Origin of the sequence: Wukongibacter baidiensis (assembly GCF_050888315.1) — a bacterium.
In the GTDB taxonomy this organism is placed as follows: Bacteria; Bacillota; Clostridia; order Peptostreptococcales; family Caminicellaceae; genus Wukongibacter; species Wukongibacter baidiensis.
Genome location: NZ_CP138202.1, coordinates 5,694,460 through 5,711,443 on the forward strand (window position 1 = coordinate 5,694,460; position 16,984 = coordinate 5,711,443).

A 16,984-nucleotide genomic window follows, 5' to 3' on the forward strand; every position below is an offset into this window, starting at 1 on the left:
ATTTATAAAACAATAGAAATAGATTTGTGTATATTATAAGATGTAACAGTAATATACTTGGTTCCTTAGCAAAATCAACTTGTTATGGAACAAGTTATGCAAACGTAGGATTAAGGTTAAACTAAAGCATTAATGGAGGTAACTATGAAAATACTTTTAAACGAACATAAGGAATTTCAAGATCTCCTTAGAAAAAGATAAGAAGTGGTTTTGCTGATAAAATGAGTGGAAACTGACTTCCCACTGAGAATTTAGTTAAAAGAAGAGACCAAAGAAAAAACCTTGAAAATTTATTGTTTTTAAGGTTTTTTAATTTCTATTTTAAATGTCTAAAGTAATATCAGTTTTAAAAATGGCTTGCAACTATAATCTTGCAAGCCTAGTTTTTACTAAATCTTGATGGTGGATAAGGGCTTCTCTCGTCTGTTCTTCCAGCCAAATAGTCAAGATTAGTTTCATAAAAATCAGCAAATTTACATAACGTTTCTACAGAAATAGTAATTTCACCTCATTCATATCGTGAATAAACGCTCTAGTCAATATTTAATGGAGAACAAGGGCAAGTTGAATGTCTGTTCTTAAAAATATAATAGGCGTATTAAGCCTATTTTTCGATACTACTATTATCCCTAAGATATAATAAAGATGCACCTAATATATAATTAAAAGGTGCTTGAAATAGGTAGTAAATATAACAAAATAGTAAATCGAAAATACATAAAAACTAGATATGAGGTGAGATATGAAAACAGATGATAAAAAAAGAATAAACAATATAGTAGACGATCAAATCGCCAATATATTAGATAATCTAGTAAACAATAACATTGAAATCCGAAAAGAGGAAGATGAGCTAAGGAAAGCAAGTAAAGAAATGCAAAAGGTACTATTGAGCTTAGATGAGAAACAAAGAGGTGCTATAGATAAATATTTCTGCAAAAATCAAAGATTAGAAGGCAAATATTTTAATAAGATCTATGTTCAGAGTTTCAAAGATTGTATAAAATTGTTAAAATATATTGATGTAATTTAGGAAGATACAAAAGACAATCTATTGATTTAATGTCAATAGATTGTTTTTTTTTACACAGATAAAGATATATGATACTTTAAGTAAAATAATTCCAAATTATGATATAATATAAAAGGAATATTTTGTATATAGGAGAGTATTGTCAATACTAATAGGCAGATAACATGCTTATTTGGAAGTATTAGCGACATAAGCTAGTCCTTAACCTCTATATGAGGTGACATTCAAAAGAAGGTGTTTTAATGAAAGAAAGGAAAAAAGCAATAGAAGAAGTGTTTTATCACTTGATCACATATAGTACGTCCATCGAGGAATTTGAAAAGTGGATATACGAACAATCAGATATAGAAGAAATTTATGGCTATGATTTCTACTTTAATCTTTTATGGTTAGATTACAAAAGCAAATATATCAGAGAAGATCTAGAGAAAATTATTTTTGAAAAAATACCATTTGACTTTTTTGAGAAAAGAAGAATTCTAAGAAACTTGTATAAACTAAAGAATGGAGAAAAAGGTTTGAAAGAAATAATGAGTGTTTTTTATGAGGATTATTGTAATGGATATGTTTTTTTAAGAATTTTGGGTCTGGCATATCTTTTATATGGTATAGATGAACATGATGAAGAATATTTTAGAACTCCATCTAAAGTAGATATTGAGAAAATAAATGTAATGATAGAAAAATTAGAAGATGAAGCAGATAGGATTATTAGATTTTTAGAGAGTGAAGAGATAAAGATAGTTTCTAAAAATGAATATGAGGATTTCAGGAAAGACGAGGACAAGATAGAGGAAAAATACTTCAGCTAGAAGGATCTACTAACAAAGCATTATCAGACATATCTCCTAGTGATTTTAAATGATTAAAATATAAAATAATATTTGTGACTTAAAATATATTAGCATAAGGGGTGCAATATGAAAGAAAAATTTATTAACGCATTAGAAAGTAATGATCTTGATGAAATGAGAAAAATTCCAAAAGGTGATTTGCACAACCACATTACAAGAGGTGGTAATAAAAGGTATATAGAGAAATGGACAGGGGGAAGTATACCTAAATGTCCTAAATTTAAGGATCTTAATGATATGAATAGATGGAATGCTGAGTATATTAAGCCGTTAGTTCAAGGAAAGCTTGGTTTTGAGAAACGAATAGAAGCTGCTTTTGTTCAGGCAAAGAATGATGGAGTAAAGGAGCTTCACATGAGTATAACAATGGGAGAAGAAGATTTTTATGATGGTTCTATTGAAGAGTTGGTACAAGCTGTAAAAAGAATTCATCTAGGTTATGCTCCTGAGGTTAATTTTATACCAGAAATCGCATTTTTTTCACATACACCTATTGATGAAACTAGTGAGAAATTAGATAGGTTTTTAGAGCTAGATTACTTTAAGTCGATTGATATGTTTGGAGATGAATTTGCTGTTCCTAATTTCAAAAAGATATATAGAAAAGCTAAAGAAAAGGGTTTAATTTTAAAAGCCCATGTAGGTGAATTTGGAACTGCTGAATTAGTTAGAAGAGCTGTAGAAGAACTAGAACTTGACCAAGTACAGCATGGAATAGCAGCGGCGAATTCTAAGAGCGTTATGGACTGGTTATGTGATAATAAAATACAGCTCAATATATGTCCTACAAGTAATGTCTTGCTTAGTAGGGTAGAAAATTATAAAGTGCACCCTATTAGAAAATTGTATGACAATGGGATTAAAGTAACTATAAATAGTGATGACATGATTATTTTTGATCAAAGTGTTTCTCAGGAGTTTTTTAACCTTTATAATGCGGGAGTTTTCAATTCTACTGAACTAAATGAAATAAGAGAAAATAGCTTATCAGAAAGCTCAAATGAATAGAGTAGAAGAAAGGATCGGATTCACTTTCAAACCTTGTGACATATAATAAAATTTAAAAGTACGAAGTTTGAATAAATAACTGAAGATTGTTAATAGAAAATAGGGGTGGCGATGGAGGCGTAAAATGAATACGGATATTCAACCGCTGAAAAAGTATTTAAAAATGTGTTTAAGAACAAAGAAAATAAGGAACTTGTTAGTTTGTATAGTAATAGGTTTAGTAATACTTATGTTTTTGGTTCCACCAATTATTGTTTATTTTGCAACACAACAGCATGTTAATTATTTAGGAAGTTCAGAAGAACATCCATTACAAGATATATATCGATCTCAAGATTTTGGATTGGAAGCAAAAGAGATGAAGTTGACAACAGAAGATGGATTAAAGGTATGGGCTTCGGAAGTTTTTATAGATAACCCAAAGGCTGTCATTATCTATCTTTCAGGAATACAACAGCCTTCAGTTACATATTTTTATGGTCATTCAAAATGGATGAAGAATAATGGTTATGCAACAATTCTTTTGGAAGTAAGAGGTCATGGTAATAGCGAGGGTAATAGTATTTGTCTTGGATATGATGAAGTATCCGATGTAAAAGCGGTAGTTGATTATATTAGAGGACAAGAAAAGTATGATTCAGTTCCTATTATTCTTCATGGTGTGTCAATGGGTGGCTCAGTTGCAATCAACTCATTTGGCTGTATCAAAGAAATTGATGGCTTAATTGCGATGTCAGCTTACTCAAGTTTTGAAGACGTGGTTTGTGACCAATTAAATGGTAGTTACAAAATTCCTCGATTTATTTGTAAGGTTGAAAAGCTAATAGTAAGAGCTTCTTTACAATTTCTATTCGGAGATAAAGTTAATGAAATAACACCTATAAAGCAAATTAAAAATGTAGGGAGTAGACCTGTATTACTGATAGCATCTTCAGGAGATACCGAAGTACCACCTATAAATATGCAACGAATATTAGGGCAAGCACCAAAAAACTGTGAAAGCTGGTTAAGAAATTCTTCGGAGCATTTTATTATACAGGAGAGTGACTTTATGAATATGGAAAAGGATAGAGAATATTGTGATCGGATTTTAACTTTTATCGAAACAAAAGTCGTAGGACAAGTGGCAAATTAAATATTTAAGTATATAACTTAAGCTTCGCACTTGGAATTCAAGTTCTAAGGGAGGTGAGCATGTGATTATAGGGAATGAATTAATAAAAATGAATTTAGATCCTATACCCAAATATCGTTTAATGCGTGATGTAATAAAGCTAAGTAAAGACAATCCGGAACTTATAGGTATTAAAAAAGAAGTTTTAGAAACTAAATGGGTTAAGGATATTGTGAACCTTCAGTGGGAGGATGGTTCATGGGGACAATTTCACAGCATGAGTCAGTTCTTACAGTCAGCAATAACAACGGAGCAGGCACTACGAAGATTACTTATATTAGGCTTAGATAAGGATGATAAACCAATTCAAAGAGCTTTTAGTTATATGAAAAAATATTTGCTTAGAGAATTGGATTTGAGAGATTATAAAGAGAAAAAGCATGATTGGGACTTGTTAACGAGACTATTTGTAGCAACTTGGATGTTAATTATTGACCCATCAGATGAATTAGCTTCAGGGATAGCTAAGGATTGGGCAAAAATTATATCTCACGCCTTTTCAGAAGATACATATAACCACGAATATTATAAAGAAGCCTATTATGAAATCCATAGGTCTCCAAAGGAAAAGTACATGTGGAGATTTCAAAACTTTTATGTAGTAGCGATACTTCCGAGGTATCTATCTAAAGATATTGAATCAAAGTTCTTAGATTATATAATGAACTCAGAACAAGGTATATATTATATTTATGATAAATGTCTTAATACGCTGCCAGACAGTTTTTGTTCAAAGTTAGCCAGTAGATATATAAATGCATATGAACTTTTAAGTAGGTATTCTTTATCTACAAGCAAGTGTCAACATTTTAATAAATGGATTAATGAAAATATATCTGAAGATGGATTTTGGGATATGAAACAATCAGTTAAAGATAGAATACATTTTCCATTATCAAACTCATGGAGAAAAGCTTTAAATAGAAAGATTGATTGTACTGTGAGAATACAAGCTTTATTATCAAGGTTTTAACCCTAGGGGAGATGATATTTTGAAAAGAATTTGCATTATTATGATATTAGCACTAATATTTGTTGGCTGTGCTGAGAGAGAGGAACTTGGAAAAAATAAAGCTGAAATAAGTCCAAGTAGTATTTTCGAAGGAGATAGTAAAAAGCTTCAACCTCACATGGACATGATCACGGGATGTGTTGAAGTTAAATATAAAGGAGATAAAAAAAGTATAGGTGTAAAATATGAGATCTGGGAAAATGGCGAAATTAAAGCAGATCATAATGCAACATCAAAATTTATTAAAAATAATGAGTTTGATGGTACAATCAGTATTTCATTAAGAGAAGATATTAGGGAAGAAAATAAATGCAAAATGAAAATCTTCATTAGCGATGATAAAGGTTTTGGAGGAACAACAATACCCGTAGAAAACTTCTATAAAGATTCAGGTTATGGTCCAGAGGAGCTACAAGAGAAAATAGTGATAAATGATTCTGAAGAAGTGGTTATATGGGGGTTAGCCGCATATAAAGGTTCGTTCACTAGTGGCGGACATAGTATTGAAGAAGAAGTAAAAAAAGCTGACAGTGGATTAGTATTAAAAGTATATTTTGAATAGCATGATGGTTTTAGTTTTATCGAAAACATGCTTTGGAATGTCTGAGAATGACTATTAGTTAGAAGGAGAAAAGATGACAGAAATAAAATTTGCAGTATTCACAGACTTACATTATGATCATATTCCTGATGGTTATGATCGTATAAAGAACTTTGTATCCAAGGTTAAAGGTAAAGAAGTTGACTTCATCGTTAACCTTGGAGATTTTTGTAAACCTATATATGATAATATAAAGGTGCTAGAACTTCTTAGGAGTGTTGATAAACCCTGCTATCACGTAATAGGAAATCATGACTCAGATTCATATCCAAAGAAGCAAGCACTTAAATTTTTAGGATTGGAAAAGAGTTACTATTCCTTTATTTATGGTCAGGTGAAGTTCATAGTTCTTGACACATGTTTTATTGAGCAAAACGGCCATTTCAGTTCATACAATAAGAAGAACTATGCTCACACAAAAGGGAATTACCCAGTTTTACCAAAAGAACAGCTAAATTGGCTAAGGATGGAGTTGAATGATGATTACTCAAACTATGTGATTTTATCACACCACAGTTTAGAGAACGACTTTATGAAAAGAGGTGTTCATAATCGTCTTGAAATACAAACCTTAATAAATAAAGCTAATGACTCTGGAAAGAGAGTAGCGCTTTGTATAAATGGACATGATCACGCAGACTCGCTAAAAAGCATTGGTGATACCTATTATTTTGGGCTTAATGGTATGTCCTATATTTGGTTTGGAGAACGATGTAACAAGCGCCCGTATTCGGATGAATTGTATCAAAGATATCCGGGATTAAAAGATATTGTACTTTATCGAGATGGATTACATGCTATAGTTACGATTAGTGAATCAGGTAAATTTAAAATTGAAGGTATGAAAACTAGTTATAAGACTATAACTCCTGAAGATTTAGAGATAGAAGGGCCCTGGAATGGAAGAGCGATTTCGTCATGTGTCACATCAGTAGAGTTGGGATAGTATTCTGTCTTTCAGTAACTAAGAGAAATGACTCTATTCATTGCAACACTTATATGAAAAATTTGGTTATATTAAAATTGGTGAAAACGAATGGGAGTATGAATATGAAAAAATACTACCATAATCTTAATAAAATTTAAATGAGACGAGAACAAAAATTATCTTAATGTAAAGCTGTTTATATCTAGGATGTTAGATATTTTGGAGGAGGGATAAATATGTTACCAGTAGAGGTTGTTCAAAAGCAAGTTGAATTTTTTAATAATCATGACATTGAGGGTTTTGTATCTACTTATAGTAAGGATATTCAGTTATTTACACAAGGAGAAACGAAACCTTATCTTGTAGGAAGTGATGCTTTGTATGAGAAATATTCAAAACTATTTTTGAAAGAAGATCTTCATGTAACAATCACAAATAGAATGGAATTAGGAAATTGTGTTATTGATTTTGAAGAAGCTGTTGGATTAAGAGAAAATGAAATATTTAAGGCAATAGCAATATATCAAGTTGAAAATGATTTGATCCAAAATGTATGGTTTGTTAAGGATTAAAATTTCTTATAGTTTTAATATGAATGATGTAAAGAGAGGACAAAATCATGATGAAAATTACTAAAGGTAAGGTGTTGGTTTTAGTAATATTGATAATGTTTGGGATAACGCTTAATTTAGTTAAAACTAATCAAGCATATAAGAGATTCATATTGGAGGATATGGAACAATCAATTAAAAAATCTAATAAATACTTTGATAGTATTAGAAGTACCATAAACATTATTTTAAAGAACGATGAAGAAATACAAGTTGGTTATGATGATGTTAATGATCTTATAACTATGCATAAGACTATATCTAGGGAATTATTTTACCTTATAAAGAAATACCACAAACTTGATGATAAATATGATGGAAGTTTTTTCGAATTATATGATAATTTTGAAGAAAAAAGGTATATCGCTGCAGAATATTATGAAAGCCTAGATAAAAGACTAAAGAAAGAATTAGATAAGGAAACGGATGAAGAACTAAATAAAAGTACATATATAATTTTAGGAGATGATGATGTCAGCGAATTGAAGTCAATATTGAGCTTTTATAATGACATTATAAAAGAATTAAATAAGTTGTTGAAGTATCATATTAAAATTTGAGATTATATGTGTAGCTGAGTGATCACAAATTGTCTAAGTATATATCAAACAAAAGAAGAATTGGTTAAATCAACTGCGAGTGGAGGGAGAAAGATGAGTTTTAGTGAAACCTGTATATTTCAAGTAAAACCACAAAAGTGTGATGAATTTGAGGCTATAGCGAAAGAGTTGAAGGTGTTTCTTGGCAATTTTGAAGGTATCAATTCCTATAGTTTTATGAAAAGGACTCATCGAATAACTGATATGGATTCTATAAAGGAGGGGAAACCTCCAAAGAAACTTACAAGGATAGTCAAATCCGTTAAATATATTATGTACTTAGAAATGGATGACGAACAAGTTCATGGGACTTTTACTAGTGAGTTATTTCGTCAATATGATAAAAGAATATCTAAATGCTTGATTATGCCAGCTGATAAATTGATTGGAACAGTTATTTAACCAGTCTAATTTCTCTTATCTGGAAGCATGCTTTAATCATAAGGGGGAATAAAGTTGAAGCAAATACATAACGAGGCCAAAAAGCTCTATGAGAACGTTGCTAAATATAGTACTTTAGATGTTGCCAATAAAATTGCTTTTAGGAAAGATCTCCCACTATGTCCAACGGAGAGCGAAATGAAGGAATGGGTGGAGTTCGTTTCTTGTGAACTTGAAAAAGAGTTTGAGGAAGATACTATAAAGAGCATTCGAATGGGTTGTCATTGTACAGAAAACGGAAAATTGGACGAATCTAAAAAGTTTATCAAAAGTATTTATGATGATTCTGTTTCTACGGCAGATTTTGTTGATAAAATGAATGAGCATGGAGCAGGATGGTATATAGAAGACGGATACTTGTTCACAAAATATTTTTCATGTCCATGTCCAATGCTTGAGGGTGTTGACACGCTGCCTACAAAAACTTGGTGTTATTGTACTGTTGGATATAATAAGAAAATCTTTGAATATGTTTTTGATTGTGAAGTTGATGTTGAGCTTATAGAGAGCATTAAAATAGGTGATAGTCAATGCCTTATGAGAATCGTACCGTTAAGCAATTGCAGAGAAGATGGACAGACTCACTTCTAAAAATTATCATTTTCTTTATAATTCAGATTTTGAATCTAGATATACTTTTCAATTTTTCAGAGCTTGTAACTTCTTACCTAACATAAATAAGCCTATTATTTCCAACAAGTGATATAATAATTCTTATAGCATTAGACTAACAAGCGGGAGTGTGCCATAAAAAGTGAAGACAGATAGACTCATAAGTATTTTAATATTTTTATTACAAAGGGAAAAGACTACTGCGCCTGAGCTTGCAGAAAGATTTCAGGTGTCAAGAAGAACAATTCAAAGAGATATTGATGATCTATGTCTTGCGGGAATACCTATAGTTACAAAGCAAGGCGGGAACGGTGGTATATCAATATGGGAAGGTTATAAACTAGATAAAGCATTTTTGACAAAGGATGAACTACAGGATATTATTGTTGGACTAAAGGGGATGGATAGTGTATCGAAGACATCAAAGCTTGAGCAAATTTTGCTAAAGCTTTCGCCTAATGATGAAGCAATGCTTTCCTTAAGAGACAGCATTATAATTGATCTAGCATCATATTATAAAACAAGTCTTTCAGAGAAAATTGGAAAACTAAAAACAGGAGTTAAAGAAAAAAGAGTTGTCTCCTTTGAGTATTACTCGGAAAAAGGAATTGATAATCGCAGCGTCGAGCCATACTACATAGTGTTTAAATGGGCCTCCTGGTATCTTTTTGGATATTGCAAGAAGAGAAATGATTTCAGACTATTTAAGCTTAATCGTATGTGGAATTTAGCATTGACAGAGGAAGTATATAAGCCAAGAGCAATACCCCAGGAGAAAAGCAATCTAGATGCTCATTTTGACGACAGTAATAAAATAAAAATTATTTTCGATAGAAGTGTTGAACATCTTGTAATTGATACCTACGGACCTAATAACTATGTCATTACTGAACAGAATGAAATAGAACTTACAATAGGATTCACAAATAGAGACTATATTATTAGCTGGATACTTGGGTTTGGCGAAAAGGCGAGGGTTGCAGAACCGAAGGATATTGCCATTGAAATAAAAAGAAAAGCAGAAAAAATAATAAAAAATTATGAACAAGACATATAGCTGTCATGTTAGTTTTAGTATAATGTGATCAAACTTAAATTAGATATAGAATAAATAAGAAATGAGGATGAAAACATGAATGACAAATTATTAAAAAAGGCGGCTAAACTTATGTCTGAAGCAGAAACTGCTACACTTAGCTCTATCGATGAAAACGGCTATCCAAGAGCTGTAGAAATGTCAAATGCAAAGACAGAGTCTCTAAATGTAATCTATTTTTCTACTGGGACAGATTCTAGGAAGGTTAAACACTATAAGACTAACCCAAAGGCTGGAGTTTCATATAATAATGGGATATCTCTAATTGGAGAAATTGAAATAGTTGAAGATGAAGAGATCAAAAAAGAATTGTGGCAGGATTGGTATATTAAGCATTTTCCTAAAGGGGTAACGGACCCAAACTATTGTGTTCTTAGATTTACATCTAAAGAAGCAGTAATCTACATAGACGAGGTTTTTACTACAATATCATTGCCTTATGAATTATAGACTAGAAATACGATGACAGTTGAGAGGGAGGAGCCATGAAAATACTACGAACATATGAAGACTTTATTGAAAGAGTAAATGACTGCGGTTTTATGACTTTATCGGATGTTTTAACGGGATTACCTTCTTTGGCAGCAGAAACAGAGGAAAACATGTGGCATACGGGAGACGATGAAACCGATCCGTGGCGCTGGAAGAGTAGGTGCGCTAAAGATAAAAAACTGGCATTTGGCTGTATTATAGGTGGACATAAAGGATTTGTATCTTCTGAGCTGTATCATATTTTTTATGCTGCATATCATCCTGAAGGAAGTATGGAAACAAGATGGGAATCTGGAGAAATAAGCCAAACTGTATGGACTTTATGGAACCTATTTAATGAAAAAGGAGTTCTTAGCACAAAGGATTTAAGGGATGAAATGGGTGTTACAAAGAAAAAAGGCGGAAGCGCTGTCGATACTGCAACCAAGCAGTTACAAAAGGAATACTACATTACTGTTTCCGGAACTAAGAGAAAAACAAATAAGCTTGGGGAGCCCTATGGGTGGCCTGCAAACACCTATGAATTGGTGCCTAGTTGGATGCCTAAGGAATGGTCAGGCATATCTTCATCGGTAACACGAAAAGAAGCATGTGAAGAAATAATTAAAAGAGCTATTGATATAGGAATTGAGATTGACATAAGCAAACTTAAAAAGGTATTGAAATTCTGATTTTTGTAATAGTAGAAAGCGGTTAAACTATACTCCATATAGATATGATAAGGATTATATGAAATGAATCCTCCAGTATTACCTACTTCAATAATTTAAGTGGGAAATATTGGAGTTTTTTTAATTTCTAAATTTATTCAACCCCAGAATTCATATGCTAAAAATCTAACTATTTAGTACTATTTTCGATAGGTACAAGAATGAATAGACTAATATTTATTAAATCATATTTTGAAATATTCATATTCTTCTATAGATTATATTAGAATTAGGTGCTAAAATAATAGTCATATATAATATTAGATAAGAAGAAAATAACAGTGAGAAATAAGGAGTGAAGAAAGTGACGTTGATAAGGGCAAAGCTGTTAGGAACTCCTAAGGTCCGGAAGGACAAAGAAGATGTAGTATTTCCCTATGGGAAGGCAGAGGCATTATTTTACTATATGCTAGTTAAAAAAAGAGCTTCTAGAGATGTTTTAGTAGACTTATTCTGGTCTAACATAACACTTGCATCGGCTAAAAAGAATTTAAGGAATGCCGTATATATAATAAAGAAGACCTTTAATGAAGAGATTCTGATATCACCTCAGAGAACAATTATAGAGCTAAATTCAGAAATAGATCTTGAATTTGATATAGATAGATTCTTAAACAATCATGGAAATGCTTCTATAGAAGCCTATTCAGGAGAGTTTTTAGAGGGATTTTTCGTAAAAGATGCAAACTGCTTTGAAGAGTGGATGCTTACCCTAAGAAATCAGTACAGAGATACCTATGTGCAAAAGCTTTATAGAGAAATAGAAAACTCCTTAGAAAATAAAAAGTGGAATCAAGCAGAGAAATATAGTAATAGGATAATAGATATTGATCCCTTTGATGAAAATGCCTATAGAGTTCAAATGAAATTATATGATGAGATTGGTAAATATAATAAGTGTATTAATATTTACAATAATTTAGTGAAATTACTGGATGAGGAACTGTCTATAGCACCGGACATAAAAACAACAGAACTATTTGAGAAAATAGTACGAAATAAAACGGTTAAACAAAAATTAAACAAGGACCAGAGTAAAGAATTCTTTTATGGACGCAGCAAGGAGTTAAATCTACTTAATGAAAACTATTATAGACTTATAAACAACGATAACCCTAATTCGATAATGATTCTTGGAGAGACAGGTGTAGGTAAAAGTAAACTTCTTAGTAGATTTTTAGAATCAATATCTGAAAGTGATTCCTACTACTTTATCGCGAATTGCTACCAGGCAGAGGAAAAGTTTTTGCTTAAACCTTGGAATAATATATTTCAGCAATTATCGGCAATGATAGAAAATGAAAAAGTAGATATCCCAGTGATGTTACGAAAAATAGTAGGACAAATATTTCCTACATTTATATCAAAGAATAGCCCGGATGAGGTTAATATAACGGAAAAGGTAGAATCCTTGAGCTATGACACGGTAGAAAAAGCAATAGTTGATATATTTAAAAGAATTTCGAAGGAGAACAAAATAATCTTAGCCTTTGAAGATCTACAATGGATTGATAGTATGAGCTTAGCTCTATTGAAGAACATAATTTTAAGTAATAAGAATAAATCAATAATTGTTATAGCCACATGTAGAAATGGTCATGAAGAATATATAGATAATTTCTTCGCAGAAATGGGAATGTACGAGACTATAACAAAACTAAACATAGATCGCTTCAATAAGGGAGAGACTATTGACTTTATATCAAAGATGATGCCTGAGCATAAGCTTCCTCATAAAACGAAGGACCTGATTTATAGTGAAACAGAGGGGAGCCCATTATTTATAGTTGAATTATTAAATAGTATGAAGGATAATGACAGCTTTAAATTAATGACACCTAAATTACAGGATGTATTAAAAAATAGGTTTTTTAATGTTTCTACTGAGGGTAGAAAAATACTAAATATTGCTTCAGTATTTTTTGATAAAGTTACATTTGAGGATTTGCAGCAAATAACTTTAACAAGTGAGCTTGAGTTTATTGAGGTTATTGAAGAACTTCAAAGCAAATACTTGATTAAAGAACTGGTTGATGGAAATAAAATTAGTTTTATTTTTACCCATCAAAAATTAAGAGAGTTTATTTACTCTGAGCTGTCTTTTTCGAAGAAGAGGCTGCTTCATAACAAGATAGCAGATTTATTAGAAAAACAATTAAAGGATGATAGTACCGACAGCATATTATATTCAAGGCTAATATATCATTATGATAATGCAGGGAATAAATTGTTGGAATTAAAATATAGAATTAAAAACCTAGAGGGATATCTTAATTTGTGCCATGAGGTATTTCCTGTAATTGATGGTAGAAACAAAATACAATATCAAAATTCATACTTGAAAAAGGAATTTGTCAGTGAATTAAGTAAGATTAGTGAACTATTAAACGAAGTACAGGTCGAGAATAAGGATGACCAGAATATAAAAGCACTTGAAATATCTTTTCTTCATATTCTTGGAAGATACTACATTATGAAGGGTGATTATGATACGGGACTTACGAAAGCAAATGAGATGATTGAGAAGTCATTAAAAATAAAGGATTATGAGTCTGCCTTAAAGGGGTACATGAAGATAATTTATTATTGTATAAATACTCGAAACAATACATTAATGAGTGAAAACATAAGAAAGGCCTTCAAAATTACAAAGGAATATGGTCAAAGAGGTCAGATAGGAATTCTTCTAAGGCTAAAGGGGCTGCAAAAGATTATGGAAGGAAAATATTTAGAAGGAGAGAGGCTTTTAAAGAACTCCATAAATATTTTTAAGACCTTAGAGGAAAAGGAAAAATATATATCAAATGTTGCAGCAGCCCATAATTATATTGGAGACAGCAAGAGGTATAGAAAAGAATTTAAGCAAGCTATATCCCGCTATGAAAAAGCTATAGCTATATGTGAAGATAAAGGATTGATAGGAGGTCTGACGGTAGCCAATACAAATGCAGGACAGGCCGCCTATGATATGGGAGATTTTGAAAAGGCCAAGAAATATCTTCAAAAATCCATAACACTGTATCAACAATTCGATTTAGTTTGGGCCAGGTCTACGGCAAATGGCTTCTATACTATGTTGCTAGTTAGAGAGGGTAAATGTGATGAGGCTATAAAATATCTGAAAAAGGCAGAAAAGTTTTCAGAAAAAGTTAAAAGTCCCTACGAAAAGGGATTAATGTATAGAGTAAAGGCCGAAATATCCATGATTATAAAAGATCAAGACCATGAATGTAAACTGTCTGAGTATTTAAAGGAAAATATAGACGAGTACTGTGATAAAGGAATGATGTACTTCGAAGATATTAATGGGAGTTACGAAATAGAGATACTGAAAAAAATAAAAAAGTCGTCAATGAAAATTTAAAAGAGAAGTTAAAAAAATCATGGAAAAGTCAAAATTTTATAAAATTTTGACTTTTCTTTGACGTTTGATTGATACTATATAAACAATCTAACATTTCTAACATCTAAGAATTATAAAGGTTGCAAACGTTTACTTTTGTAGTCGAAATAATCTTATGTAAGAAGCTGATTTTTTTAAAAAACTTAAGAAAAAATTAGCAAGTATTTGGACAGACTGTAGTTATAGCCTGTTCTACATAAGTAGAAATCTTGTCTGAGTTAAATTAGCTGATTGAAAAAAATTGAACAAAGTGAAAAAAATATTTTTAGTTTATTGAGTGGATTAACTAAGCTAAAAAACCTTCTTTTTGACGTAAGATAGTCATGGGGTGTACTAACTATAAATCAAAGGGAAGGAATTTAGATAGATACAAATGAGCAAAGTCTGTTATAAAGATTCTTTTAAAGTAGACTTTGTTGAAACACATAATGGAAGTTATAAAACCAAGTAGCAGCTTCACAAGGTTTATAATTGCATATGTGTTATAAAAATGCTTGAAAGCTATGGTTTTTAGCCTTGCTACAAGTATAAATGATAAGGGGGGAGCAGGAAAGTTATTAAAAATTTAGCAAGTATAATTTGTTTATACGATGTTAAAGAAGCAAATAATTTAGGGAGACTAGGAGGTATGAAACATGGTTAAATCGGACTCGAAAAATGTCATCAGAAAAGTCATTTTTGTTCCAATGTGTGCACTTTTTGTATTAATAATTTTAATGGGAATCATTAGCCCAACACTTTTCTTCAAGGTTGAAACAGCTATTTCTAATTTCCAATATGACTGGTTTGGATGGCTTTATTCACTTATGGCACTTGCGAATCTTGGAATTCTTCTTTGGCTTTTCGCTTCTAAGTTTGGAAACATTAAATTAGGTGGAAAGGATGCAAAACCTATACTTAGTAGATGGAACTGGTTTGCAATATCACTTTGTGGTGGTATCGGTACTGGTATAGTTTTCTGGGGTATAGCAGAACCAATTTTCCACTTGAACAATCCTATTCCCGGTTTAGACCAAGCTGCAGGAAGTTCACAGGCTGCTTTAACAGCTTTATCAACCAGTATGATCCACTGGGGAATTCCTTCTTACGCACACTACTGTATATTTGGAGTTGCTGTTGGATTTGCTGTATATAATATGAAGCTGCCATTCAGAATCTCTTCTACTTTATATCCGCTTTTCGGAAAGAAGAGTTTTGGAACGATAGGACATATTGTTGATAATATCTGTCTATTTGCTATTGCGGTTTCAGTATCTGCTATATTAGCTGTTGCATCCTTACAGTTTGGTGCAGGGTTTAATGCAGTATTTGGAATTGAACCTACTAACCTTGTTAGAGGTATTGTACTAATAGTTATTGTTACAACCTTCATTATCTCAAGTTATACTGGTTTACAAAAGGGTATCCGAAGATTATCTGATATGAATGCAAAGGTATTTTTAGCACTATTAGCCTTTATATTCATATTTGGTGCTACTAGATTTTCAATGTTCTTTACAGTTGAAGCAATAGGTGAATCAATGAGTACCTTCTTTACTAGAATGACTTTCTTAAGTGCTATAGAAGGAAACAAATGGCCTATGTGGTGGACTGTAATATATTGGATATGGATGATCGTTTATGGTCCAATGGTTGGATTGTTCCTTGGTAGAATAGCTAAGGGTAGAACTATTAGAGAGTTTATTGTAATGAATTTATTTGTTCCTGCAACATTTGCCATTCTTTGGTTTGGTGTATTTGGATCTAATGCTATTAATTTAGAATTAAATACAGGTGGCGCGATTTGGGATGTAATACAAAACCAAGGGTTAGAGGCTTCTGTATTCTCTTTCCTACAGAACTTCCCGCTACCGTTATTAACAAGTGTAGCCTTTATGATAACATTGTTCTTATCGGTAGTTACACTATGTGATTCAATGACTTCGACTGTTGCATCTTTATCTATTAATGTTCCTCAAGGGGCGACACAAGAACCACCTAACAATATTAAGATATTCTGGGGTCTTGTAATGTCTTCAGTTGCTTTCTTAAGTATCATAGCTACAACTTCATCTACTGAAGGAGCTGTAAGTGTTATACAATCTACAAAGCTATTGCCTATGACGGCAGCTTTACCAGTATTGTTTATATATGTAGCCCTAGCAGTATCCATGATTAAGATGTTTGTACTTAGACAGAACTATGATGTGGCTGTTTATCCAGAAACAGCTATAGTAGAAAAAGAACTTATTTGCGAAATAGACGAGTAAGAGTTTGTATCTATAAAATGAATAAGTAATCAAGCCAGGCACTTAGGCCTAGACAATAGTAAAGCTTATTATAACTATTATCTAGGAGGTGTCTGGTTTTTTATTTATAATATTATTAATAAGATAAAGGATAAGGAAAAATTATAAATATAGAGATAGTA

The 16,984-nt window shown here is 31.6% G+C and carries 16 protein-coding genes; all 16 read left to right on the top strand.

Annotated features, from left to right (window positions below):
* The first annotated feature begins 742 nt into the window (after positions 1-742).
* The 16 genes from R9X47_RS25805 to R9X47_RS25880 all read left to right on the top strand — a co-directional run bounded on the left by R9X47_RS25805 (position 743) and on the right by R9X47_RS25880 (position 16,823).
* Positions 743-1,033 carry a hypothetical protein gene (locus tag R9X47_RS25805; RefSeq protein WP_432663969.1) on the top strand — a complete coding sequence of 97 codons (291 nt, stop codon included), beginning with the start codon at positions 743-745 and terminating at the stop codon, positions 1,031-1,033.
* 242 nt (positions 1,034-1,275) lie between these two features.
* A complete protein-coding gene (locus R9X47_RS25810) occupies positions 1,276-1,845 on the top strand; it encodes a hypothetical protein (protein ID WP_432663970.1) in 570 nt (189 codons plus the stop codon).
* A 108-nt stretch (positions 1,846-1,953) separates the two neighbouring features.
* The gene (locus R9X47_RS25815; protein WP_432663971.1) at positions 1,954-2,895 is read left to right on the top strand and encodes an adenosine deaminase; all 942 of its coding nucleotides are present in this window, start codon (positions 1,954-1,956) and stop codon (positions 2,893-2,895) included.
* Positions 2,896-3,019: 124 nt separating this feature from the next.
* Positions 3,020-4,030, top strand: coding sequence for an alpha/beta hydrolase (locus R9X47_RS25820; RefSeq protein WP_432663972.1), 1,011 nt, complete (start codon positions 3,020-3,022; stop codon positions 4,028-4,030).
* A gap of 61 nt (positions 4,031-4,091) precedes the next feature.
* On the top strand, positions 4,092-5,042 hold the full coding sequence (locus R9X47_RS25825; protein WP_432663973.1) for a hypothetical protein: 951 nt from the start codon (positions 4,092-4,094) through the stop codon (positions 5,040-5,042).
* A 19-nt stretch (positions 5,043-5,061) separates the two neighbouring features.
* Positions 5,062-5,643, top strand: a complete 582-nt coding sequence (locus R9X47_RS25830; RefSeq protein WP_432663974.1) for a hypothetical protein — start codon at positions 5,062-5,064, stop codon at positions 5,641-5,643.
* A 73-nt stretch (positions 5,644-5,716) separates the two neighbouring features.
* Positions 5,717-6,628, top strand: a complete 912-nt coding sequence (locus tag R9X47_RS25835) for a metallophosphoesterase family protein (protein WP_432663975.1) — start codon at positions 5,717-5,719, stop codon at positions 6,626-6,628.
* A 218-nt stretch (positions 6,629-6,846) separates the two neighbouring features.
* Positions 6,847-7,182, top strand: a complete 336-nt coding sequence (locus R9X47_RS25840; protein WP_432663976.1) for a nuclear transport factor 2 family protein — start codon at positions 6,847-6,849, stop codon at positions 7,180-7,182.
* A gap of 47 nt (positions 7,183-7,229) precedes the next feature.
* Positions 7,230-7,781, top strand: a complete 552-nt coding sequence (locus R9X47_RS25845) for a hypothetical protein (RefSeq protein WP_432663977.1) — start codon at positions 7,230-7,232, stop codon at positions 7,779-7,781.
* Between the two features lie 93 nt (positions 7,782-7,874).
* The gene (locus R9X47_RS25850; RefSeq protein ID WP_432663978.1) at positions 7,875-8,222 is read left to right on the top strand and encodes a hypothetical protein; all 348 of its coding nucleotides are present in this window, start codon (positions 7,875-7,877) and stop codon (positions 8,220-8,222) included.
* Between the two features lie 54 nt (positions 8,223-8,276).
* Positions 8,277-8,852, top strand: a complete 576-nt coding sequence (locus R9X47_RS25855) for a DUF6144 family protein (RefSeq protein WP_432663980.1) — start codon at positions 8,277-8,279, stop codon at positions 8,850-8,852.
* Positions 8,853-9,015: 163 nt separating this feature from the next.
* Positions 9,016-9,930 (top strand): helix-turn-helix transcriptional regulator, encoded by a 915-nt coding sequence (locus tag R9X47_RS25860; RefSeq protein WP_432663981.1) that lies wholly within the window; start codon positions 9,016-9,018, stop codon positions 9,928-9,930.
* A 75-nt stretch (positions 9,931-10,005) separates the two neighbouring features.
* Entirely contained in the window at positions 10,006-10,419 is a 414-nt protein-coding gene (locus R9X47_RS25865; protein ID WP_432663983.1) for a pyridoxamine 5'-phosphate oxidase family protein, read from the top strand.
* A gap of 35 nt (positions 10,420-10,454) precedes the next feature.
* The gene (locus tag R9X47_RS25870; protein WP_432663985.1) at positions 10,455-11,132 is read left to right on the top strand and encodes an AlkZ-related protein; all 678 of its coding nucleotides are present in this window, start codon (positions 10,455-10,457) and stop codon (positions 11,130-11,132) included.
* Positions 11,133-11,475: 343 nt separating this feature from the next.
* On the top strand, positions 11,476-14,535 hold the full coding sequence (locus R9X47_RS25875) for an AAA family ATPase (protein ID WP_432663987.1): 3,060 nt from the start codon (positions 11,476-11,478) through the stop codon (positions 14,533-14,535).
* Positions 14,536-15,209: 674 nt separating this feature from the next.
* Complete coding sequence (locus R9X47_RS25880; RefSeq protein ID WP_432663989.1) at positions 15,210-16,823, top strand: BCCT family transporter; 1,614 nt, start codon at positions 15,210-15,212, stop codon at positions 16,821-16,823.
* Positions 16,824-16,984: the final 161 nt, after the last annotated feature.

Bases quoted from the DNA above. Each gene is read 5' to 3' on its own strand.
- R9X47_RS25805 (WP_432663969.1), top strand. From the start codon at position 743: ATGAAAACAGATGATAAAAAAAGAATAAACAATATAGTAGACGATCAA.
- R9X47_RS25810 (WP_432663970.1), top strand. From the start codon at position 1,276: ATGAAAGAAAGGAAAAAAGCAATAGAAGAAGTGTTTTATCACTTGATC.
- R9X47_RS25815 (WP_432663971.1), top strand. From the start codon at position 1,954: ATGAAAGAAAAATTTATTAACGCATTAGAAAGTAATGATCTTGATGAA.
- R9X47_RS25820 (WP_432663972.1), top strand. From the start codon at position 3,020: ATGAATACGGATATTCAACCGCTGAAAAAGTATTTAAAAATGTGTTTA.
- R9X47_RS25835 (WP_432663975.1), top strand. From the start codon at position 5,717: ATGACAGAAATAAAATTTGCAGTATTCACAGACTTACATTATGATCAT.
- R9X47_RS25840 (WP_432663976.1), top strand. From the start codon at position 6,847: ATGTTACCAGTAGAGGTTGTTCAAAAGCAAGTTGAATTTTTTAATAAT.
- R9X47_RS25845 (WP_432663977.1), top strand. From the start codon at position 7,230: ATGATGAAAATTACTAAAGGTAAGGTGTTGGTTTTAGTAATATTGATA.
- R9X47_RS25850 (WP_432663978.1), top strand. From the start codon at position 7,875: ATGAGTTTTAGTGAAACCTGTATATTTCAAGTAAAACCACAAAAGTGT.
- R9X47_RS25865 (WP_432663983.1), top strand. From the start codon at position 10,006: ATGAATGACAAATTATTAAAAAAGGCGGCTAAACTTATGTCTGAAGCA.
- R9X47_RS25870 (WP_432663985.1), top strand. From the start codon at position 10,455: ATGAAAATACTACGAACATATGAAGACTTTATTGAAAGAGTAAATGAC.
- R9X47_RS25880 (WP_432663989.1), top strand. From the start codon at position 15,210: ATGGTTAAATCGGACTCGAAAAATGTCATCAGAAAAGTCATTTTTGTT.